This window comes from Dactylosporangium sp. CA-139066 (assembly GCF_050936175.1).
Lineage (GTDB): Bacteria > Actinomycetota > Actinomycetes > Mycobacteriales > Micromonosporaceae > Dactylosporangium.
In genome coordinates, this window is sequence record NZ_JBNJNH010000002.1 from 2,271,136 (window position 1) to 2,292,774 (window position 21,639).

Consider the following 21,639-nt stretch of genomic DNA (forward strand, 5'->3'; position numbering starts at 1 on the left):
CGCGCCGGAGGCGCCGCCGGCTGCTCTTTCAGCTAGAGCGAGTACCAGTGATCGCTTTCGTGGGCGTCGGCCACCTCGTTGGCCGGCGCCCACGCCTCGTACAGGCCGCGCTCGACGCAGTGGGCCCCCAGGCGGGCGACCTGGTCGCCGTCCGGGCGGGAGAGGCGCAGCCGCAGCCACTCGCCCTCCTGGCGGATCACCGTGCAGCGGGCGTCGCGCCAGGTGGCGCGGGGCACCCGGCGGGCCAGGGTCTCCAGCGGGTACCGCGCGGCGCGGGTCTTCGCCGCCACCCGGAACTCGCCCGGCGGGTCGACGATCGCCTCGAAGACGTTCTCGCGGTAGGTGCCGATGTAGCGGGTCAGCGGCGTGTCGACCGGGAAGTACTCCTGGTCGGACTGGTTGGGCAGCAGGTGGCGCCACTGCGGGCCGTGCATGCGGCTCCAGGCGCGCTGCTCCGGCAGGTACGTGTACAGCGTGACCTCGGTCCCGTCGCCCGTGTAGGCCACGAGCGAGGTGTTGGCCGGCACGGGCAGCTCGGCCAGGTCGGCGGTGACGAACTCGGGCACGATGTGCCGGCCGCTGGGCGCGAACCCCGTGCCGATCACTGGCGGGCCGAGCCGGTCGTGGGGCGGCATGGTGACCAGCCCGCCGTAGTTGTCGGCCAGCGGCACGTCGTAGTCGTGGGCGTCCACGGCGCGCCAGCGCACCGCGAAGATCACGTCGCCGGTGGACTCGCCGGACAGGATCGCGAGGTCCTCGGGGGTGCGCAGGTGGGCCACGTCGAAGGCGCGGTAGCAGAAGCCGCTGATCGGCCAGCCCTTGAGGTACCCCTGCAGCTGCCGCCCGGAGAGAAACTTGATCATCCGGGTGCCCCGGCGCACGACGGCGGTGCGGCGGATCGGGGCGAGCGCGCCGGCGGCGGACGGGGTCTGGCTCAGCCGGTGGATCGCCGCCCAGTCCAGCGCGCGGGTCACCGGCATCAGCAGCGGCTCGTCCTCCAGCCCGTCGAGGGCCGAGGCGACCTCCGTCGCGTGGATGAAGCGCCGATACGGCCACCGCGCGCCCGGCCGCGGGTTGGGCAGGAAGCCCGGGGCGGCACTGGTGGCGTACACCTCGTAGGCTGCCCCTTGCGCGATCTCCTCGGCCGGGTAGGCGACCCCGTCGATGGTCACGCTGTGGGTCGCGGACCCTTCCGCGTGTCCAATTACCGTCACTTCCGCGACGCTAGGTGCGGGTGGTTGTGGCCCGGTGAACGGCGTGTAAACGACAAACCGAGGGTGGCATGCTTGAGCCCGATGAGTGCGAGAAAACACAGTCGCCAGGGCGCCTTCCCGCCCGCGCCCGACCCGCTGCCGGTCGCGGTGCTCGACAGCCATACCCACATCGACATCACTCTTGCGGATGACAACGACGGCGGCCCGTCGACGGTCGAGGACGCGATCACGCGCGCCGCGGCGGCCGGCATCGACCGGCTCGTGCAGGTCGGCGTCGACGTCGAGTCGTCCCGGTGGGGCGTCGAGGTCGCCGGGCGGCACCCGGCGGTCGTCGCGACCGTGGCGCTGCACCCCAACGACGCGCCGCGCCTGGCCGACCTCGACGCGGCGCTGCGCGAGATCGAGCGGCTGGCCGCCCACCCTCGGGTGCGCGGCATCGGCGAGACCGGGCTGGACTACTTCCGCACCGGCGAGGAGGGGCGCAAGGCCCAGCACGAAAGTTTCCGGGCCCACATCGCGATCGCCAAGCGGCACGGCAAGACGCTCGTCATCCACGACCGCGACGCGCACGACGACGTGCTGGCCGTGCTCGACGAGGAGGGCGCGCCCGACCAGGTCGTCATGCACTGCTTCTCCGGCGACGAGGAGTTCGCACGGGAGTGCCTCGACCGGGGCTTCCTGCTGAGCTTCGCGGGCACGGTGACCTTCGGCAACGCCGCGCACCTGCGCCGGGCGGCGGCGATCACCCCGCTGGACGGGCTGCTGGTGGAGACCGACGCGCCGTTTCTCACGCCCATGCCGTACCGCGGCCGCCCCAACGCCTCGTATCTCATCCCGCTGACCGTGCGCGCGCTGGCCGACGTCACCGGGCACGACCTCGACGCGCTGTGCGCCGCGATCTCCGCCAACGGCGACCGAGCCTTCGGCGGCTGGGCGTGACCCTGCTCGGTCCGGCCGAGGTGCGCCGGCTCGCCGAGCGGCTCGGCATCCGGCCCACCAAGCAGCTCGGGCAGAACTTCGTGCACGACCCCAACACCGTGCGCCGGATCGTGCGGGCCGCCGAGCTGGCGGCGGACGACGTGGTGCTCGAGGTCGGGCCGGGCCTCGGCTCGCTGACGCTCGCGCTGCTGGAGGCCGGCAACGCCGTCTGCGCCGTCGAGATCGACCCGCCGCTGGCCGCGGCGCTGCCGGAGACGGTGGCGCAGTTCGCGCCGGAGCGCGCCGACCGGCTCACCGTCGTCGCCGGGGACGCGCTGCGGGTGGACCTGTCGGCGGTGAAGCCGACGGCGCTGGTGGCCAACCTGCCGTACAACGTCGCCGTCCCGGTCGTGCTGCACCTCCTGGCGACCGTGCCCACGCTGCGGCGGGGCCTGGTGATGGTGCAGAAGGAGGTCGCCGACCGGCTGACCGCCGGGCCGGGGTCGCGGGTCTACGGCGTGCCGAGCGTGAAGCTGGCCTGGTACGCGACCGCGCGCCAGGCCGGGAAGGTGCCGGCCTCGGTCTTCTGGCCGGTCCCGAACGTGGAGTCCGGCCTGGTCGCGTTCACCGTCAACGACACCGACAAAGGCGACAGAACGGGCACGTTCGCGGTGGTGGACGCCGCGTTCGCCCAGCGGCGCAAGACGCTGCGGGCCGCCCTGGCCGGCTGGGCGGGTGGAGCCGCCGAGGCGGAGCGGATCCTGCGGGCCGCCGGCGTCGATCCGGGCCTGCGCGGAGAGCAGCTCACCGTGGACGACTTCATGCGCATCGCGAGCCAGCGACGCCCGGCGGGGACGTCCGGGTAGGGTGCAGCAGTGACCGAGCCGCTCTTCTCCGAGGACGAGGAGTTCGACCGGCCGCGCCTGGCCGCGCACGGACCGGTCCGAGTGCGCGTGCCCGCGAAGATCAACCTCCACCTGCACGTCGGCCCCGCCCGGCCGGACGGGTATCACGAGCTGACCACGGTGTACCACGCGATCGGGCTCTACGACGAGATCACCGCCCGCCGCGGCGACACGCTGACGCTCACGATGGAGGGCGAGGGCACCGGCGAGCTGTCGCTCGGCGAGGACAACCTCGTCGTGCGGGCCGTCCGGGCGCTGGCCGCCGAGACCGGCCACGACGCGCACGCCCGGCTGCACCTGAAGAAGCAGATCCCGGTCGCGGCCGGGCTGGCCGGCGGCAGCGCCGACGCGGCCGCCGCGCTCGTGGCCTGCGACCAGCTGTGGGGCACCGGGCTGTCACGCGACGACCTCGCCGTCATCGCCGCGACGCTCGGCTCCGACATCCCGTTCCTGGTGCTCGGCGGCACGGCGCTGGGCACCGGCCGGGGCGAGCTGGTCAGCCCGATCCTCACCGGCGGGCACGCGTGGCACTGGGTGCTCGCGGTGGCCGAGGAGGGGCTGTCCACGCCGGTGGTCTACCGCGCCTTCGACGAGCTCGGCGGGAACAGCGACGCCGGGCCGCCGGACGGGCTCATGGCCGCCCTGCGCCAGCGCGACCCCGAGGTGCTCGCCGGCGAGCTGGCCAACGACCTGCAGGCCGCCGCCCTGCACCTGCGCCCGGAGCTGCAGCAGGTGCTCGACGCCGGGCTTGACGCGGGCGCGCTGGCCGGCATGATCTCCGGCTCTGGGCCGACCTGCGTGTTTTTGGCCGAGGACGCCCGCCATGCCGCGCTCATCGCCGCCGACCTCGAGGATCGCCGATGCTGCCGCGCCGTGCGCACCGCCGTCGGCCCCGTACCGGGCGCGCGGGTTCTGTAGTGGTTTTTGTCATGGCTGGGGTTCTGTAGTGGCCAACATCGTCAACCTGGACAAGGTCTCCAAGACGTACCCGGCCGGGCGCATCTTCGACGAGGTATCCCTCGGCATCGACGACAGCGACCGGATCGGCATCGTCGGGCTCAACGGCGCCGGCAAGACGACCCTGCTGCGCATGCTCACCAAGGCCGAGGAGCCCGACGCCGGCCGGGTCACCCACCGGCGCGACCTGCGCGTGGCCGCCCTCCCGCAGAGCCTGGACCTGCCGCCCACGGCGTCGGTCCGCGACGTCATCGTCGGGACGGCCTGGCTGCCCGCCGGCTTCGCGGCCGAGCACGAGTGGGCGGGCGACGCCGGTGTGCGCACGGTCCTCAACGGGCTGGGCATGCCGCACCTGGGCCTGGACGCGCCCGTCGGGCCGATGTCCGGCGGCGAGCGCCGCCGCGTCGCGCTGGCCGCGTTGCTGGTGCGCCCGGCCGACCTGCTCATCCTCGACGAGCCGACCAACCACCTCGACGTGGCCGGCATCGCCTGGCTGGCGCGGCACCTGCTGCAGCGCCGTGGCGCCCTCATCGTCGTCACCCACGACCGCTGGTTCCTCGACGCGGTGTGCACGACCACGTGGGAGGTCGCCGACGCGACCGTGCGCTCCTACGAGGGCGGCTACGCGGCCTGGACCCTGGCCCGGGCCGAGCGCGTGCGGGTCGCCGCCGAGACCGAGGCCCGCCGGCAGAACCTGCTGCGCAAGGAGATCGCCTGGCTGCGCCGCGGCCCGCCGGCCCGCACCAGCAAGCCCAAGTTCCGCATCGACGCGGCCAACGCGCTCATCGCCGACGTGCCGCCCGCCCGCGACACCGTGTCGCTGCAGCGCCTGGCCGTGACGCGGCTGGGCAAGCAGGTGTACGAGCTGGACGGGCTGCGGCTGCAGGCGGGGGAGCGGAGCCTGCTCGACGGCACCGACTGGCTCGTCGGCCCGGGCGACCGCGTCGCCGTGCTGGGCGCCAACGGCGCGGGCAAGACCACGCTGCTGCGCGTGCTCGCCGGCGTGCGCGAGCCCGACGGCGGCCGGGTGGTGCGCGGCACCACGGTCCGCCCCGCGTTCCTGTCCCAGGAGCTGCGCGAGCTGCCCGACAACCTCCGGCTGCTCGAGGCGGTCGAGGAGGTCGCCAAGCGGGTGAGGCTCGGCGACCGTGAGCTGTCCGCCGCCCAGCTGGCCGAGGTCTTCGGCTTCACCGGCGCCCGGGTCTGGACCCCGGTCGCCGACCTGTCCGGCGGCGAGCGGCGCCGCCTGCAGCTGCTGCGGCTGCTGGCCGCCGAGCCCAACGTGCTGCTGCTCGACGAGCCGACCAACGACCTGGACATCGACACGCTGGCCGCGCTCGAGGACCTGCTCGACACGTGGCCGGGCACGCTGGTGGTGGCCAGCCACGACCGGTACCTCGTCGAGCGCGTCGCGGACACCGTCTTCGGCATGTTCGGCGACGGCCGGCTGGTGCACCTGCCCGGGGGCGTCGACGAGTACCTGGAGCGCGTCGCCGAGCCGACCGGGTTCAGCCCGGCGGCGCCGGCGAAGGCCGCACCCGCCCAGAGCGGCCCGGACCTGCGGGCCAGCGAGAAGGACCAGCGGGCGGCCAAGAAGGAGCTGGCCAAGCTGGAGCGCAGCATCGACCGCCTGGCGCAGAAGGAGGAGGCGCTGCACGCGCAGCTCGCCGAGCACGCCACCGACTACGCGAAGATCACCGAGCTGGACGCCGCGCTACGGGTGGTACAGCAGGAGAAGGCCGAGATCGAGGAGCAATGGCTCGCCCTGGCCGAGATCGCCGGGTGACGGCATTTTAGGATTGGACCATGGCCGCTCACTTTCCGATCAACCACCACCTCCGGCCGCTGTACCGCCTGCTCAGCGCGGTGGCGGGCCTCTACATGCTGGTCTTCGGCGTGGTCGGCTTCGTGCAGACCTCCGGCGCCCCGTTCTTCACGCGTGACGAGACCGAATGGGTCCTCGGCCTGCGCACCAACCCGGCGTTCGCGCTGCTGTCGATCATCGCCGGCGTCGTCGTGCTCGGTGCCAACATCATCGGCCGCAACGTCGCCCACCAGATCAACCAGCTCGCCGGGATCGTCCTGGTCGTCGTCGGCATGTGGTCGCTGGCCGTTATGCAGACCGAGGCCAATGTCTTCGCCTTCTCGATGGTCAACGTGATCGTCACCTTCATCCTCGCCGGCATCGTCGGCATCGCCAGCCTCTACGACCGCGTGGGCCCGACGGCCTCGGCGCGCGCCGAGGCGGACAAGCACCACAGCGCCAGCGTCGCCTGACCTCGCGCCTCACCTTTTCCCGAGGCCCGGACCGCACCCGCGGACCGGGCCTCGAATCGTCTGCGCGCGCGTGAGCACCGCGACCGGTGGGGCTTCCACGAGGGGCTCGGCCGGACCGGGCTCTGGACGCCGCGGCGCAGCCGGGCCGGGGTCCGCGCGGCGATGCCGGCCCGGCGCATGTTCGCCACCCGGGAGCGCGGCCTGAGCGTCGACGCCCGGCTGGGCGGCGTCGCGATGGGCGGCACGGTCGCCGCGCGCGGCCCGGCGACCGTGGAGGTGGACTTCGCCGCGCCGCCGGAGTGGACCGGGCATCGGCTGCGGGTGCAGGCGCTGTGCTCGGGGCGCCCGATGCCGTCCGTGGTCGCCGAGTGCGAGTTCGCCGTCGGCGACCGGGCGCGGCTGCGGGTGTCGCTCGACGAGCGGGCGTGGCTTGTCCTGCGCATCGCCGACCCGGCCCGGCCCGCCGGCGCGCGGGCCGAGGGGGTCTTCGCCGAGGCGGGCCGGACGGTGGCCTACCTCAGCCCGTTCTTCATTTCCCCGCGCCGGTGACCAGCGTCGGCTTGCCCTCCATGTTGGACAGGCCGTTCCAGGCGAGGTTCACCAGGTGCGCCGCCACGACCTCCTTCTTGGGCTTGCGCACCTCCAGCCACCACCGGCCGGTGAGCGCCACCATGCCGACGAGGGCCTGGGAGTACAGCTCGGCGAGCTTGGGGTCGAAACCCCGCCGCTTGAACTCCGCCCCGAGGATGTGCTCGGCCTGGTGGGCCACGTCGTTGAGCACGCTCATGAAGTTGCCGGTCGGAGACATCACCGGCGACTCGCGCACGAGGACCCGGAAGCCGTCGGTCTCGGCCTCGATGTAGTCGAGCAGGGCCAGCGCGGCCTGCTCGAGCAGCTCGTGCGGGTGGCCGGCGGTCAGCGCGTTGGTGATCCGGTCCAGCAGCGAGCGGACCTCCCGGTCGACGACGACCGCGTAGAGGCCCTCCTTGCCGCCGAAGTGCTCGTACACCACCGGCTTGGACACCTTTGCGCGCGACGCCACCTCCTCGATGGAGGTGGCGTCGAAGCCCCGCTCGGCGAACAGCGCCCGGCCGATCGAGATCAGCTGCTCCCGGCGCTGCGCGGAGGACATCCGCACCCGGCCCTTGGTCGGGATCGAGAGCGGCGGGACGGGCGGCCGCGGTTGCTCGTGGTTCTCCGGGCGCTCGGTCACCCGTTCATCGTGCCAGCCGCCACGCGCTTGGCGTCGAGGCGGTCTCGGCGCGGCCAGCGGATGTCGGAGGCCCAGCCGAGCTTCTCGAAGATCCAGATCAGGCGGGCGTTGATGTCGATCTGGCCCTTGTCGACGCCGTGGCGGGCGCAGGTCGGGTCGGCGTGGTGCAGGTTGTGCCAGCTCTCGCCGAACGACAGGATCGCCAGCGGCCAGAAGTTGCTGGCCTTGTCGCCGTCGCGGGTCTCGAACGGCCGCTCGCCGTAGACGTGGCAGATGGAGTTGATCGACCAGGTGACGTGGTGCAGCAGGCCGATGCGGACGAGGCCGGCCCAGAAGAACGCCGACAGCGCGCCCTGCCACGACCAGGTGACCAGGCCGGCGATGATCGCGGGCAGGGTGGCCGAGAGGGTGACGATCAGCGGGAACGCCTTGTCGATGCGCTGGATGTCCTTGTCGGCCATCAGGTCGGGGGCGAAGCGCTCGCGGTTGGCCAGCTCGCGGAAGAACAGCCAGCCCACGTGGGCGTAGAAGAGGCCCTTGACCAGGCCGCCGAAGGACTCGCCGAAGCGCCAGGGCGAGTGCGGGTCGCCCTCGCGGTCGGAGAACGCGTGGTGGCGGCGGTGGTCGGCCACCCACTGGGTCGCCTCGCCCTCGATCGCGGTGCTGCCGGCGATCGTCAGCGCGATGCGCAACCCGCGCTTGGCCTTGAAGGACCCGTGGGTGAGATAGCGGTGGAAGCCGGTCCCGATGCCCAGGCCGCCGATCACGTAGAACACGAAGCCGAGGACGATGTCGAGCCAGTTCAGGCCCCATCCCCAGGCGACCGGCACGGCGGCGACCAGCGCGACGAACGGCAGGACGACGAAGCCCCACAGCGCGACGATGATCCCGGGGTGCTGCTTGCCCTCGGTAAGCGGCTTCGGGCCCCGGTCGGGGCTCTCGCTGGTCTCTGGATCAAGGACCGATACGGACATGGCACCTCTCAGTGGACTCGTCGCCGGGCGGGGGCTACGCCTACGTCACCGTAACTTACGGGGGCGTAGGTTGGCCATACGAAGCTGGTGTCAAGTCGATTACCCGGTGCTTCATGTGATCTTCGTCCGGCCGCCGACTTCACCTGATCGGCTGAGTCGGGCTCCGGGTGAGGGAACGCGCCCCTCGGGCAAAAGGGATCGACGCGCAAGCTAGGCTTTCGGTGCGGCGTGATGGGGTGTGGGGTAACGGCAGCCCGCAGGCCTTTGGAGCCTCGCAGTCCTGGTTCGAATCCAGGCACCCCAGCCACCTGACTACGATGAGGCGCACCGACACCGTCGAGGAGCGCTGCGTGAGAAACGTGATCATCCTGGCCGCCGGCGAAGGCAAGCGGATGAAGTCGTCGGTCCCCAAGGTCCTGCACCCCCTGCTGGGCCGGACACTGCTCGGGCACGTGCTGGCCGCCGCTGAGCCCTTCCTGGGCGACGAGGCGGGCACCGGCACCGTGACCGTCGTGGTGGGACACGGCGGCGAGCAGGTCCGCGAGCACCTGGCCCAGGTCGCACCCGAGGTGGTGGCGGTCACCCAGGAGGAGCGGCGCGGCACCGGCCACGCCGTGCGCATCGCCCTGGAGGCCATGCCCGATCTTCTAGGTCATGAGCTGACCGGCACCGTCGTCGTGCTCAACGGCGACATCCCGCTGGTGCGCCCCGACACGCTGGCCGCGCTGGTCCACACGCACGAGAACACCAAGGCGGCGGCCACCGTGCTGACCGCCCAGGTCGAGGACCCCACCGGGCTCGGGCGCATCGTGCGCAACCGGGGCGGCGAGTTCGCCGCGATCGTCGAGGAGCGCGACGCCACGCCGGCCCAGCGGGCCATCCGGGAGATCAACTCGGGGGCGTACGTCTTCGAGGCGGCCGCCCTGCGCGAGATGCTCGGCAAGCTCTCCACGGACAACGACCAGGGCGAGGAGTACCTCACCGACGTCATCGGCCTGCTGGCCGCGGCCGGCGCCCCGATCGTCGCCCACCGCGCCCCCGACGCCACCGAGACCCTCGGCGCCAACGACCGCGCCGAGCTGGCGGCGCTGCGGGCCATCATGCGCGACCGGATCAACGACGAGTGGATGCGCGCCGGGGTGGCCATCATCGACCCGGCCACCACCTGGATCGACGTGACCGTGACGCTCGAGCGCGACGCGGTGATCGAGCCCAACACCCATCTGCGCGGCGCTACCAGCATCGGTGAGGGCGCCGTGGTCGGCCCGGACACCTCGCTCATCGACGTGGTGGTCGGCGCGGGCGCTGCCGTCGTGCGCACCCACGCCGTCTCCTCGGAGATCGGGCCCGAGGCCTCCGTCGGGCCGTTCGCGTACCTGCGCCCCGGCTCGCAGCTGGGTCGCAAGTCGAAGGTCGGCACGTTCGTGGAGACGAAGGCGGCCACCCTGGGCGAGGGCGCCAAGGTCCCGCACCTGTCCTACGTGGGCGACGCCAGCATCGGCGAGCACTCCAACATCGGCGCCGCCACCGTCTTCGTCAACTACGACGGCGTGCGCAAGCAGCGCTCGGTGATCGGCGCGCACGCGCGCACCGGCGCCGACAACATGTTCGTCGCGCCCGTCCACGTGGGCGACGGCGCCTACACCGCCGCGGGCAGCGTCATCGTCAAGGACGTGCCGCCGGGCGCGCTCGGCGTCTCGCGGGCCCCGCAGCGCAACATCGAGGGTTGGGTCGAGCGTAAGCGGGCCGGCAGTGCCGCCGCCGAGGCTGCGCGCGCGGCGCAAGAGGCCGCCAGTGGTGAACAAAACCACGTCGGCGCCGGTCAAGTGGGCGAAGCGCCGCCTCTCGACGAACAATGAGCGCAACCACGAGATCGGGAGCGGCAATCCATGGCCAGCATCAGTTCGGAGAACCGCAAGAACCTCATGCTCTTCTCCGGCCGGGGGTACCCCGCTCTGGCCGAGGAGATCGGCGCCGTGCTGGGGGTCGACCCGACCCCGATGGAGGCGTACGACTTCGCCAGCGGTGAGATTTTCATCCGGTACCGCGAAAGCGTCCGCGGTTCGGATGCGTTCGTCGTCCAGTCGATGATCGCCCCGATCAACGACTGGCTTATGGAGACGCTGATCATGGTCGACGCGCTCAAGCGCGGCTCGGCCAAGCGGACCACCGTGGTCCTGCCCTTCTACCCGTACGCCCGGCAGGACAAGAAGCACCGCGGCCGCGAGCCGATCTCGGCCCGCCTGGTCGCCGACCTGCTCAAGACGGCCGGCGCCAACCGGATCCTCACCGTCGACCTGCACACCGCGCAGATCCAGGGCTTCTTCGACGGCCCGGTCGACCACCTGTTCGCCATGAACACGCTGGCCGACCACATCGACGCCAAGTACGCGGGCCGCCCGATCACGGTCGTCGCCCCGGACTCGGGCCGGGTGCGGGTCGCCGAGCGCTGGACCGACCGCCTGGGCGGCTGCCCGCTCGCCTTCATCCACAAGACCCGCGACCCCAGCAAGCCCAACCAGGTGGTCGCGAACCGGGTCGTCGGCGAGGTCGAGGGGCGGGTCTGCCTGATCGTCGACGACATGATCGACACCGGCGGCACGATCGTCTCGGCGGCCGACATCCTGTTCAACGAGGGCGCGGCGGAGGTCGTGGTCGCCGCGACCCACCCGGTGCTGTCCGACCCGGCCTGCGAGCGGCTGGACGCCAGCCGGATCAGCGAGGTCGTGGTGACCAACACGCTGCCGCTGCCGGCCGACCGCAAGGTCGAGAAGATCACGCAGCTGTCGATCGCCCCGCTGCTGGCCCGGGCCATCCGCGAGGTGTTCGACGACGGATCCGTCACGACCCTTTTCGGCGGTCTGAGCTGAAAGCGTCGTTTGCGCTCGCTTCGCTCGGGGGTCCTGGGGGTTCTCACCCCGGACCCCCATGCTCGCTGCGCTCACACTGAAAGCGTCGTCGGGCCGGGCGATCGGCTGACACTCCGGCGTGATGAGCACAACCGGGCGGGGAGGGTGTTAGCAGGGCTCCGGGCCTCGGGTAAGCTAGTGCGGTTGCCACGGCGAGGGTGCTCATCGGGCCGGGCGTGCGGTTCCTGTGTGACCGCCGGGTGAATGTCACCCCGGCGGCCACACAGGAACCGGCATGACGGCCGATCGGGCTCCGTGATCGACGCGGTGCTCCGGGCCTCTGCCCCGTGCGCCCCCTCGCCCGAGCACCGCACCAGACAACCTACCGGTCGCGCCGTCCGGTGCCCGCCGTCAGAAACCGCATCAGGAGTTTTGTCGTGTCCGAGGTAAAGATCAGCGCCGAGCCCCGCACCGAGTTCGGCAAGGGTGGTGCCCGCCGCACGCGCCGGGCCGGCAAGGTGCCCGCCGTGCTGTACGGCCACGGCGAGAAGCCCCGCCACATCGCCCTCCCCGCCCGTGAGTTCGCCGCGGCCATTCGCCACGGCGGCATGACCCAGGTCTTCAACATCGAGATCTCTGACGGCAGCGCGGCCCTGGCCCTGGCGAAGGCGATCCAGCGCGACCCGATCAAGGACACCTTCGACCACGTGGACCTGCTCGTGGTCCGCCGCGGCGAGAAGGTCACGGTCGACATCCCGGTGCAGCTCACCGGCGAGGCGGCCCGCGACACGCTGATCATGACCGAGAGCACCACGCTCTCGGTGCTGGCCGACGCCACCAAGCTCCCCGAGCACCTTGAGGCCTCGATCGAGGGCCTCGAGGCCGGCAACCACGTGACCGCGGCCGACGTGAAGCTCCCGGCCGGCGTCGAGCTCGCCGCCGACCCGGCGCTGATCATCGCCGTCGTCACGGTCGCGCCGAGCCAGGCCGTCGAGGCCGAGGGCGGCGAGGAGGCCGCCGAGGCCGAGGCCGCCCCGGCCGCCGCCGAGGCCTGATCGTCCGAGTTCTTCCCAAGGCCGCGACTCGCCCCATCGGCGAGCCGCGGCCTTGTCACGTGAGGAGACAGCGGTGACGGACACCGCACCGTGGATCGTCGTGGGGCTCGGCAACCCCGGGCCCGAGTACGCGCGGCACCGCCACAACGTCGGCTTCATGGTCGCCGACCTGCTCGCCGAGCGGGCCGGCCTGCGCTTCGGCCGGCACCGGCGGGTCGTCGCCGACGTGGCCGAGGGCCGCCTGCGCGTCGGGGGGCCGCGGCTGGTGCTCGTGAAGCCGCTGACGTACATGAACCTGTCCGGCGGCCCCGTGGCCGGCCTGGCGCAGTTCTACAAAGTGCCGCGGGAGCAGGTCATCGCGGTCCACGACGAGCTCGACATCCCGTGGACCCAGCTGCGCCTGAAGCAGGGCGGCGGCGAGGGCGGCCACAACGGCCTGCGCTCGATGTCGAGCTCCCTGGGCGGCAAGGATTACCTGCGCGTCCGCTTCGGCATCGGCCGCCCGCCCGGCCGGCAGAACCCGGCCGACTTCGTGCTGTCGGACTTCTCGTCGGTCGAGCGCAAGGAGCTGGAGTTCTTCGTCGACCGCGCCGCGGACGCCGTCGAGATGATCGTCGAACAGGGCCTGGAGCCCGCGCAGAACCGGTACCACGCCGATTAAACGGCCCTTTCGGGTATAGCTGCGCCGCATCCGTCTTCGTGACGAATGTCTGAGTTGCACGTTGTACCTCAGGTTGCACCGTTTGCACATGACGGTTCTCTTGAGGAGGCGGCGTGGCGATCGACAGCGGACGTATGCGGGACGGCTTTCATCGGCCGGCCCACCTCCGCCGCGAGGATCGCCCGGGCGCCCCGCGCCGCGAGCCGGCGCCCCCGGCCTCCCCGGAGGCGCCCGCAGCGGCGAACCCGGTGGCGCCGCTCCTGCACGAGCCCGCCCCCGTCTACGGTCGCCCGGCGGCGCCCGGCCGCGGCCGCCGGCCGAGCCCGGTCCGCGCGAGCAACGTTCGCCAGGCGTCGCGCCCCGCAACGATCCGGGCCCGGGTGGCCGCGCCCGTCTCGCCGGCGCCCGGCCCGGTCCCGCCCGCGGAGGTCGACCCCGAGCTCGCCGCCGAGGTCGAGGAGGCGGTCCGCGGCACCACGCCCTTCGTGCGGACGCCCGAGGAGACCCCGGACAAGGCCCCGGCGGCGCCGCGCGTCGTGGTCGAGCCGGCCGGGCGCGGGGCCCGGCACCGTGCGCGGTGGGCCTGGGAGGGCCGCTACCTGCGCACGCTGTTCGTCCTGGACTTCGTCATCGGCCTGCTGGCCGGCGGGGTCGCCTTCGAGGCCCGCTTCTCCAACGGCCTCACCATCTACAACAGCCGCTACGCGCTGCTGAGCGCGCTGCTGCCGGTCGCGTTCACGGCCAGCCTCGCGGCCAACCGGGCGTATGAGAAGCGGTACCTCTTCGTGGGTACCGACGAATATCAGCGCGTGCTGCGCGCGGGCCTGGCCCTGACCGCGGCCACCGTGTTCTTCGCCTACGCGACCGAGACCCGCCTCGCCCGCGGCTGGTTCGTCGTCGCGCTGCCGCTGGTCACGTTCGCCTGCCTGCTCGCCCGGTTCCTGCTGCGCAAGCTGCTGCACCGGGCCCGCAAGCGGCGCGGGGCGTGCATGCGGCGGGTCGTCGTGGTCGGCCACGAGCTCGCCGTCGAGGCCATGGCGCGGCAGCTGTGCCGCGAGCGGTACCACGGGCTGAAGGTCGTCGGCGCGTGCCTGCCCACCGCCGGTACCGTCGCCGACGTGCCCATCCTGGGCACCTTCGACGAGATCGCGGGCGCCGTGCGCCGGGCCCGGGCCGACACGGTCCTCGTCCTGTCCTGTCCGGAGCTGGACGGTCACGCGCTGCGACGACTGGCCTGGCGGCTGGAGCGCGACGACATCGACCTGATCGTCGCCAGCACGCTGATCGACGTGGCCGGCAGTCGCACGACGATCCGGCCGGTGGACGGCCTGCCGATGCTCCACGTCGAGCACCCCACCCTGAACGGGGCCCGTCGACTGGTCAAGGCTTTCGTCGATCGGGTGGGCGCGGTGGTACTCCTGGTGCTCGCATGCCCGATTCTGGCCCTTCTGGCACTTGCGGTTCGCGTGGACTCCACCGGGCCGGTACTGTTCCGACAGAGAAGAGTCGGCAAGGACGGTCACGAGTTCGTGATCTTCAAGTTCCGCACCATGCACATCGACGCCGAAGCCCGCCTCGCCGAGCTGCGGCACCTCAACGAAGTCGACGGCGCGCTGTTCAAACTGCGCAACGACCCGCGGGTGACCCGCGTCGGGCGGCTTCTGCGCAAGTTTTCGCTCGACGAGCTGCCGCAGCTGCTCAACGTGATCGGCGGCAGCATGTCGCTGGTCGGGCCGCGCCCGCCGCTGCCGGAGGAGGTCGCCGTGTATCCGGACGACGCCCGGCGCCGGCTGGCCGTTCGGCCCGGGATGACCGGTCTCTGGCAGGTGTCCGGCCGGTCGGACCTATCGTGGGACGAAGCGGTCCGCCTCGACCTGCAGTACGTGGAGAACTGGTCGCTCTCACTCGACCTGGTGATCATGCTGCGGACCTTGAGCGCGGTGACCCGAGGGGCTGGAGCGTACTGAACATGACCGACCTACCACCCGCCACCGACGGCGGGTTCGCCCGCTGGCTGGCCCAACGGGCCGGCGACATGCTGCTCAAGCTGCGCGAGGAGATGGGGTACTCCAATCCTGACGCGCTGCGCAAGGCTGGTGACCGACTGTCACACGAGCTGCTGGTCGAGCAGCTTGTGCGCTGGCGCCCGGCCGACGCCGTGCTCTCCGAGGAGGGCAAGGACAGCGCCGAGCGGCTGCGCGCCGAGCGCGTCTGGATCGTCGACCCGCTCGACGGCACCCGCGAGTTCGGCGAGGAGGGCCGGGCCGACTGGGCCGTTCACGTGGCCCTCTACGCCGGCCGGCTGACCGCCGGCGCGGTCGCGCTGCCCGCGCAGCACTGCGTGCTCGGCACCGACACGCCGCCGCCCTTCCCGCCGATGCCCGGCGTGCAGGGCGAGCCCATCCGGTTGGCCGCCAGCCGCACCCGCCCGCCCGCGCTGCTCGCGGCGCTGGCCGAGAAGCTTCCGATCGAGCTGGTACCCATGGGCTCGGCCGGTGCGAAGATCGCCGCCGTGATCGACGGGGCGGTCGACGCGTACGTGCACGCCGGCGGCCAGTACGAGTGGGACTCCGCCGCGCCCGTCGCTGTGGCTCTCGCCACGGGTCTGCACGCTTCCCGTATCGACGGGACTACGTTGGAATACAACCAGCCCGACCCCCGCCTGCCCGACCTGGTGGTATGTCGGAAGGCATTGGCGCCGCAACTGCTGGCCGCGATCAACAGCTGAAAGGTCCCCGCCAACTCATGAGCGGTACGAAGCGGAGCGGAGTGACCGCTCATCAGGTGAGCAGATCCAAGCTCGCACGTTACGGGAGCGAAGCGGGGGCGCGCGCATGAGCCGCCCCCCGTATCGCGTCTCCCACCTGGATGCGCTCGAGGCCGAGAGCCTGTTCATCATGCGCGAGGTGGTCGCCGAGTTCGAGCGGCCCGTGCTGCTGTTCTCCGGCGGCAAGGACTCGATCGTGATGCTGCGCCTGGCTGAGAAGGCGTTCGCGCCGGGCCGGATTCCGTTTCCGGTCATGCACGTCGACACCGGCCACAACTTCAAAGAGGTCCTGCAGTATCGCGACCGCCGGGTGAGCGAGCTCAACGTGCAGCTGATCGTGGCGAGTGTCCAGGAGGCGATCGACTCGGGCCTGGTGCGCGAGTCGGCCGACGGGATGCGTAACCGCATCCAGACGCCGGTGCTGCTCGACGCGGTCGAGAAGTACCGTTTCGACTCGCTGTTCGGCGGGGCCCGCCGCGACGAGGAGAAGGCGCGCGCCAAGGAGCGGGTGTTCAGCTTCCGCGACGACTTCGGGCAGTGGGACCCGCGCAACCAGCGGCCGGAGCTGTGGGCGTTGTACAACGCCCGGATCGCCCCGGGCGAGTCGATCCGCGTGTTCCCGCTGTCGAACTGGACCGAGCTGGACGTCTGGCACTACATCGCCCGTGAGGGGATCGACCTGCCCAGCATCTACTACGCGCACGACCGCGAGGTCGTCGACCGCGGCGGGATGCTGTATGCGATCAACGAGTTCCTGCCGCTGCGGGCGGGCGAGACGCCGTTCGTCGAGCGGGTGCGCTACCGGACCGTGGGCGACGCGAGCTGCACCGCCGCGGTGCGCAGCGACGCCGACACGATCGGCAAGGTGATCGACGAGGTCGCGGCCACGCGGATCACCGAGCGGGGCGCCACCCGGGGCGATGACAAGGTCAGCGAGGCGGCTATGGAAGACCGCAAGCGTGAGGGGTACTTCTAAAATGACCGCCGTTGTGGAGACGCCGCAGCAGCGGCAGATGGACCTCCTGCGCTTCGCGACCGCCGGCTCGGTCGACGACGGCAAGTCGACGCTGATCGGGCGGCTGCTGTACGACTCGAAGGCCATCTTCGAGGACCAGCTGGAGGCCGTCGAGGCCACGTCCCGCTCGCGCGGCGACGAGTACACCAACCTGGCGCTGCTCACCGACGGCCTGCGCGCCGAGCGGGAGCAGGGCATCACGATCGACGTGGCGTACCGCTACTTCGCCACCCCGCGGCGCAAGTTCATCATCGCCGACACGCCCGGGCACATTCAGTACACCCGCAACATGGTCACGGGCGCCTCGACCGCCGACCTGGCGCTGATCCTGGTCGACGCCCGCAAGGGCCTGGTCGAGCAGTCGCGCCGGCACGCGTTCCTGTGCTCGCTGCTGCGGGTGCCGCACCTGGTGCTGTGCGTGAACAAGATGGACCTGGTCGACTACTCGCAGGAGGTCTTCGACCGCATCGCCGACGAGTTCACCTCGTTCGCGGCCAAGCTCGAGGCGCCCGACCTGACGGTCATCCCGATCTCGGCGCTGCACGGCGACAACCTGGTCTCCCGCAGCGACAAGATGCCGTGGTACGAGGGCCCCTCCCTGCTGCACCACCTGGAGCACGTCCACATCGCGTCCGACCGCAACCTCGTCGACGTGCGCTTCCCCGTGCAGTACGTGATCCGGCCCCAGTCGACCACCGTGTCCGACTACCGCGGCTACGCGGGCCAGATCGCCAGCGGCGTCATGAAGCCCGGCGACGAGGTCATGGTGCTGCCGTCCGGCTTCACCACGAAGATCACCCACATCGAGACGGCCGACGGCGAGCTGAGCGAGGCCTACCCGCCGATGTCGGTCACGATCCGCCTCGCCGACGAGATCGACATCGCCCGCGGCGACATGATCTGCCGGCCCCACAACGCGCCCGCCGTCGCGCAGGACATCGAGGCGATGATCTGCTGGATGGACGAGACGCGCCCGCTGACCGTCGGCGGCAAGTACGCGATCAAGCACACGACCCGCTCGGCCCGCACGGTGGTCCGCGGGCTGCAGTACCGGCTGGACGTCAACACGCTGCACCGGGACGACTCGGCGACGCAGCTGACGCTCAACGAGATCGGCCGCGTCAAGCTGCGCACGACGGTGCCGCTGCTCGCCGACGAGTACCGCCGCAACCGCACGACCGGCGGGTTCATCATCATCGACGAGTCGACCAACCGCACGGTCGGCGCCGGGATGATCATCGAGGCCGACTGATCGGTCAGGACGGTGAGCGCGGCGGGGGAACCGGCCGCGCCACCGAGACGCGGGCGACCCGGCGGCCCTCCACCGTGCTCACCTGCAGGTGCCAGCCGTCGTGACGCACGTTGTCGCCGACGGCCGGCACCCTGCCCAGCCGCGCCATCAGGAAGCCGGCGACCGTCTCGTAGGGGCCGGTGGGCAGCGACAGCCCGGTGCGCTCGGCCAGGTCGGCCAGGTTGAGCCGGCCGTCGACCTCGTCCACCCGGGGCGGGGCGGGCGGCGCGTCGTACTCGTCGTGGATCTCCCCGACGAGCTCCTCGATCAGGTCCTCGAGCGTGACGATGCCGGCCGTCCCGCCGTACTCGTCGACGACCACGGCCAGGTGGTGGCCCTCCCGGCGCATCTCCGACAGCGCGGCGAGCACCCGCTTGCTGGCCGGCAGGCGCTTGACCTCGCGGGTCAGGTGGCGCAGCGTCAGGCTCGGGTCGACGGCCGGCAGCAGCGTCAGGTCGCGCACGTGGACGAAGCCGAGCACGTCGTCCGGGTCGCCGGCGATGACCGGGAAACGGGAGTGCCGGGCCTGGCGTACCGCATGAACGGCATCGGCGACCGTGAGCGCCGAGTCGAGGAAGACCACCTCGGTGCGCGGGACCATCACCTCGCGCACGTGGCCCGTGCCGGAGTTCACCGTGATGAGCGTCCGCAGCTCGGCCTCGGATATGCGGGCACGGGCCGGGGTAGCGTGAAGCCGCTCCGCGCAGCGGCTCAACAGGGCGGCCACAGCCTGCCTTATGGTTCCGGGGCCAGTTTGATGATGGCCGGGCTCCGGCATGACACAAAGTGTAGGCGTCCCGCTCCCGCTCGTTCATGCCCGACGTGTAAATTTGTTTGAACACGTCGAATTTTGGGAGGTTCTAGTGAAGCTGCTCGTCACCGGCGGTGCCGGCTATATCGGCAGCATTGTCACCGCGCTGCTGCTGGACGCCGGCCACGAGGTGGTGGTGCTCGACGATCTCTCGACCGGCCACGCCGAGGCGGTACCGGCCGGCGCGGCCTTCGTCCGCGGCCGCGTCCACGACGCCGTCGCCGACCTCCTGACCCCGGCCGCCGGCTTCGACGGGGTGCTGCACTTCGCCGCGTTCATCGCCGCGGGGGAGAGCGTGCAGAAGCCGGAGAAGTACTGGGAGAACAACGCGCTGGGCACGCTGCGCCTGCTCGAGGCGATGCGCGAGGCCGGGGTGCGGCGCCTGGTCTTCTCCTCGACCGCCAACGTGTACGGCGACCCGGACGAGGTCCCGATCCCGGAGACGGCCGCGGTGCGCCCGCCCAACCCGTATGCGACCTCGAAGCTCGCCGCCGACCACGCGCTGACCGGTTACGCCACGGCCCACGGGCTGTCGGCCGTCAGCCTGCGGTACTTCAACGTCGCCGGCGCCCTCCACCGCCCCGACGGCTCCATGATCGGCGAGCGCCATGACCCGGAGACACACCTGATCCCGATCGCGCTGCAGGTCGCCGCCGGCCGCCGCGAGAAGCTGCAGCTCTTCGGCGACGACTACGACACCTTTGACGGCACCAACATCCGCGACTACATCCACGTCGCCGACCTCGGGGCGGCCCACCTGCTGGCGCTGGGCACGATGGATCGGTCAGACTTTCGTAGCAGCCACCGCATCTACAACCTGGGCAACGGCACCGGCTTCTCCAACCGCCAGGTCGTGGAGGTCGTCCGCGAGGTCACCGGGCACGCGATCCCGGTCGAGATTGCCCCGCGCCGCCCCGGCGACCCGGCCCAGCTCGTCGCGTCGTCCGACAAGGCCAAGCGCGAGCTGTCCTGGACGCCGCAGCACCCGGAACTGTCGACGATGGTCGCCGACGCGTGGGCGTTCATGCAGCGTTGAGCTTGTGCCAGGTGGCGCCGTCGACCGAGAAGGCGGTGTAGACGGTGGCCATCTCGTAGGCCACGTAGCCGGCCTCGGTGCGGGCCAGGCGCATGGTCGCGTGCAGGCCCTCGACGCGGTGCCACGACGCGCCGCCGTCCGCCGACAGCAGCCAGTGGCCGTAGCCGTCGACCATCAGGAGGCGGCCGTCGAGCAGGGGGACCAGGTCGCCGGCGATGGTGGCCTGGCCCGCCGTCGGGTGGGCCGGGGCAAACGTCTCGCCCCCGTCGCCGGACGCGGCGATCGCCACGAAGCGCTCGGGCACCGACGCGTCGGACGGCGGGAGGAGGACCGCGGCGTAGACGCGGTTGCCGAGCATGGCCGCCCGGGCGTACGCCGTCGCGGGGAAGCCCGGGAAGGCGCGAACCTGCCAGCTTGAGCCGCCGTCGCGGGTGACCGCCAGCGCGGGGCGGCCCTCGGCGTCGCGGCCGCCGACCCACCACGAGCCGTCGCCCGCGCGGACCGGGGACCACCAGCACACCGTGATCGGGGGCTGCTGCACCACCGGGGCCAGCGCGTCGCCGGTGACGGCGGCGGTGCGGCCGCCGCAGGCGGGGGCGTCGAGGGGTACCAGACGTGAATCGCCGATGAGCGGGGACGGCGCGCCCACCGTCGCGTCGGTGGCGGTCCAGTGCCGGCCGTCGGCGCTGGTGGTGCGGGGGCGGCCGGCGCCGTCGCCGACGAGGGTCACCGCGTTCGCGCCGGCGACCAGCGAGGGCAGGCCCGCGACCGGCGAGGGCTGCGTGGCCCAGGTCCGGCCGCCGTCGGTGGTGACGCTGACCCATGCGGTACAGCAGTCCGCCGTCACCAGGAAGCCGCGGTCCGCATCGAGAAACTCGGCGTCGCGGACCGTGCCGGGGAGGTCCCGCGGCAGCTGCGGCAGGCCCTCGATCGTGATGCCCTCGGCGCTCCACGTGCGGGCCGGATCGGTGGCGGAGGCGGCGACCTGCGGCGGGACGGCGCCGCGCCCGTCCAGGACGGTGACGGCCACGCCGGCCGTGGCCAGCGCGGCGAGGGCGGCGACCCCGGTCCGCGCGGCGATCCGGCGCCGGCGCAGCGCGGCGGCCCGCGCGGCGATGGCGGACAGCGGGGGCTGCTCGATGTCGAGCCGGTCCCGCTCCGCCCGCAGCCGCGTCCCGAGAGGGTCAGGCATGGGACGCCCCCGTCCTGGCCCGCTCGTAGCCGTCGAGCCGGCCGGCCAGGGCGGCGCGGCCGCGGGAGAGGCGGGACTTCACGGTGCCGGCCGGGACGCCCAGCGCGGCGGCGATCTCCTCCACGCTGAGGTCGGCGTAGTAGTGCAGCACGATGACCTCCCGGTAGCTGCGGGGGATGGCGTCGAGCGCCTCGGACAGGTCGGTCCGGGCGTCGGGTTCGTCGGGGATGGCGGGCTCGTGGAGCGGGCGTTCACGCAGCAGGATGAGGTCGAGGACCCGGCGGCGGCGCCAGCGCCGGCGTGCGACGTTGAGCGCGACGGTGCGCAGCCAAGCCTCGGGGTTGTCGATGCCGGCGAACCCGCGCGGGCGCGCGACGGCCCGCGCGAACGCCTCCTGCACGGCGTCCTGGGCCTCGGCAAGGTCGGTGGTGAACGCGAAGAGCTGCACCACGAGCCTGCGGTAGCAGGTGTGGTACACCTCGGCGACGTCGCCCACACCCACAA

21 protein-coding genes and 1 tRNA gene are annotated in these 21,639 nt (G+C 72.2%); 16 read left to right on the top strand and 6 right to left on the bottom strand.

Annotated features, from left to right (window positions below; all coding sequences use genetic code 11):
- Positions 1-32: 32 nt before the first annotated feature.
- Positions 33-1,214, bottom strand: coding sequence for a hypothetical protein (locus ACQEVU_RS55255; RefSeq protein ID WP_433339253.1), 1,182 nt, complete (start codon positions 1,212-1,214; stop codon positions 33-35).
- Positions 1,215-1,295: 81 nt separating this feature from the next.
- Here ACQEVU_RS55255 and ACQEVU_RS55260 point away from each other — a divergent pair, with 81 nt between their 5' ends.
- The 6 genes from ACQEVU_RS55260 to ACQEVU_RS55285 all read left to right on the top strand — a co-directional run bounded on the left by ACQEVU_RS55260 (position 1,296) and on the right by ACQEVU_RS55285 (position 6,820).
- A complete protein-coding gene (locus ACQEVU_RS55260) occupies positions 1,296-2,153 on the top strand; it encodes a TatD family hydrolase (RefSeq protein ID WP_433339255.1) in 858 nt (285 codons plus the stop codon).
- Positions 2,144-2,998, top strand: a complete 855-nt coding sequence (rsmA, locus tag ACQEVU_RS55265) for a 16S rRNA (adenine(1518)-N(6)/adenine(1519)-N(6))-dimethyltransferase RsmA (protein WP_433339773.1) — start codon at positions 2,144-2,146, stop codon at positions 2,996-2,998. Before ACQEVU_RS55260 ends, rsmA begins: the two co-directional genes overlap by 10 nt.
- A 9-nt stretch (positions 2,999-3,007) precedes the next feature.
- The gene (locus ACQEVU_RS55270) at positions 3,008-3,955 is read left to right on the top strand and encodes a 4-(cytidine 5'-diphospho)-2-C-methyl-D-erythritol kinase (RefSeq protein WP_433339257.1); all 948 of its coding nucleotides are present in this window, start codon (positions 3,008-3,010) and stop codon (positions 3,953-3,955) included.
- 28 nt (positions 3,956-3,983) lie between these two features.
- A complete protein-coding gene (locus ACQEVU_RS55275; protein ID WP_433339259.1) occupies positions 3,984-5,780 on the top strand; it encodes an ABC-F family ATP-binding cassette domain-containing protein in 1,797 nt (598 codons plus the stop codon).
- Positions 5,781-5,800: 20 nt separating this feature from the next.
- Positions 5,801-6,271, top strand: a complete 471-nt coding sequence (locus ACQEVU_RS55280; RefSeq protein ID WP_433339260.1) for a DUF4383 domain-containing protein — start codon at positions 5,801-5,803, stop codon at positions 6,269-6,271.
- Between the two features lie 162 nt (positions 6,272-6,433).
- Positions 6,434-6,820 (top strand): hypothetical protein, encoded by a 387-nt coding sequence (locus ACQEVU_RS55285; protein ID WP_433339261.1) that lies wholly within the window; start codon positions 6,434-6,436, stop codon positions 6,818-6,820.
- Here ACQEVU_RS55285 and ACQEVU_RS55290 read toward each other — a convergent pair.
- Together ACQEVU_RS55290 and ACQEVU_RS55295 are read right to left on the bottom strand one after the other, a co-directional pair.
- A complete protein-coding gene (locus tag ACQEVU_RS55290) occupies positions 6,801-7,403 on the bottom strand; it encodes a TetR family transcriptional regulator (RefSeq protein ID WP_433339774.1) in 603 nt (200 codons plus the stop codon). The two genes, ACQEVU_RS55285 and ACQEVU_RS55290, sit on opposite strands and share 20 nt — an antisense overlap.
- Before the next feature lie 77 nt (positions 7,404-7,480).
- Positions 7,481-8,458 (bottom strand): acyl-CoA desaturase, encoded by a 978-nt coding sequence (locus tag ACQEVU_RS55295; RefSeq protein ID WP_433339262.1) that lies wholly within the window; start codon positions 8,456-8,458, stop codon positions 7,481-7,483.
- A gap of 232 nt (positions 8,459-8,690) precedes the next feature.
- On the opposite strand from ACQEVU_RS55295, the gene ACQEVU_RS55300 reads away from it, so the two are divergent.
- The 9 genes from ACQEVU_RS55300 (at position 8,691) to cysN (ending at position 18,057) form a co-directional block, all read left to right on the top strand.
- Positions 8,691-8,765: transfer RNA gene (locus ACQEVU_RS55300), tRNA-Gln, on the top strand.
- A gap of 43 nt (positions 8,766-8,808) precedes the next feature.
- The gene (glmU, locus tag ACQEVU_RS55305) at positions 8,809-10,317 is read left to right on the top strand and encodes a bifunctional UDP-N-acetylglucosamine diphosphorylase/glucosamine-1-phosphate N-acetyltransferase GlmU (protein ID WP_433339263.1); all 1,509 of its coding nucleotides are present in this window, start codon (positions 8,809-8,811) and stop codon (positions 10,315-10,317) included.
- A 30-nt stretch (positions 10,318-10,347) separates the two neighbouring features.
- Positions 10,348-11,328, top strand: a complete 981-nt coding sequence (locus ACQEVU_RS55310; RefSeq protein WP_433339264.1) for a ribose-phosphate diphosphokinase — start codon at positions 10,348-10,350, stop codon at positions 11,326-11,328.
- Between the two features lie 416 nt (positions 11,329-11,744).
- Positions 11,745-12,362, top strand: coding sequence for a 50S ribosomal protein L25/general stress protein Ctc (locus ACQEVU_RS55315; protein ID WP_433339265.1), 618 nt, complete (start codon positions 11,745-11,747; stop codon positions 12,360-12,362).
- 73 nt (positions 12,363-12,435) lie between these two features.
- A complete protein-coding gene (gene pth, locus ACQEVU_RS55320) occupies positions 12,436-13,023 on the top strand; it encodes an aminoacyl-tRNA hydrolase (RefSeq protein ID WP_433339266.1) in 588 nt (195 codons plus the stop codon).
- A 113-nt stretch (positions 13,024-13,136) separates the two neighbouring features.
- Positions 13,137-14,990 carry an exopolysaccharide biosynthesis polyprenyl glycosylphosphotransferase gene (locus ACQEVU_RS55325; protein WP_433339267.1) on the top strand — a complete coding sequence of 618 codons (1,854 nt, stop codon included), beginning with the start codon at positions 13,137-13,139 and terminating at the stop codon, positions 14,988-14,990.
- Between the two features lie 2 nt (positions 14,991-14,992).
- Positions 14,993-15,751 (top strand): 3'(2'),5'-bisphosphate nucleotidase CysQ, encoded by a 759-nt coding sequence (locus ACQEVU_RS55330; RefSeq protein ID WP_433339268.1) that lies wholly within the window; start codon positions 14,993-14,995, stop codon positions 15,749-15,751.
- Between the two features lie 106 nt (positions 15,752-15,857).
- Positions 15,858-16,766 (top strand): sulfate adenylyltransferase subunit CysD, encoded by a 909-nt coding sequence (gene cysD / locus ACQEVU_RS55335; RefSeq protein WP_433339269.1) that lies wholly within the window; start codon positions 15,858-15,860, stop codon positions 16,764-16,766.
- Position 16,767: 1 nt separating this feature from the next.
- The gene (gene cysN, locus ACQEVU_RS55340; RefSeq protein ID WP_433339270.1) at positions 16,768-18,057 is read left to right on the top strand and encodes a sulfate adenylyltransferase subunit CysN; all 1,290 of its coding nucleotides are present in this window, start codon (positions 16,768-16,770) and stop codon (positions 18,055-18,057) included.
- A 4-nt stretch (positions 18,058-18,061) separates the two neighbouring features.
- On the opposite strand, the gene ACQEVU_RS55345 is transcribed toward cysN, so the two are convergent.
- Complete coding sequence (locus tag ACQEVU_RS55345) at positions 18,062-18,874, bottom strand: hemolysin family protein (RefSeq protein ID WP_433339271.1); 813 nt, start codon at positions 18,872-18,874, stop codon at positions 18,062-18,064.
- An 85-nt stretch (positions 18,875-18,959) separates the two neighbouring features.
- Here ACQEVU_RS55345 and galE point away from each other — a divergent pair, with 85 nt between their 5' ends.
- A complete protein-coding gene (gene galE / locus ACQEVU_RS55350) occupies positions 18,960-19,943 on the top strand; it encodes a UDP-glucose 4-epimerase GalE (protein ID WP_433339272.1) in 984 nt (327 codons plus the stop codon).
- Here the strand turns inward: galE and ACQEVU_RS55355 are convergent.
- Both ACQEVU_RS55355 and ACQEVU_RS55360 read right to left on the bottom strand, forming a co-directional pair.
- A complete protein-coding gene (locus ACQEVU_RS55355; RefSeq protein WP_433339273.1) occupies positions 19,930-21,135 on the bottom strand; it encodes a hypothetical protein in 1,206 nt (401 codons plus the stop codon). The genes galE and ACQEVU_RS55355 overlap by 14 nt on opposite strands.
- Complete coding sequence (locus tag ACQEVU_RS55360) at positions 21,128-21,631, bottom strand: RNA polymerase sigma factor (protein ID WP_433339274.1); 504 nt, start codon at positions 21,629-21,631, stop codon at positions 21,128-21,130. Before ACQEVU_RS55360 ends, ACQEVU_RS55355 begins: the two co-directional genes overlap by 8 nt.
- Positions 21,632-21,639: the final 8 nt, after the last annotated feature.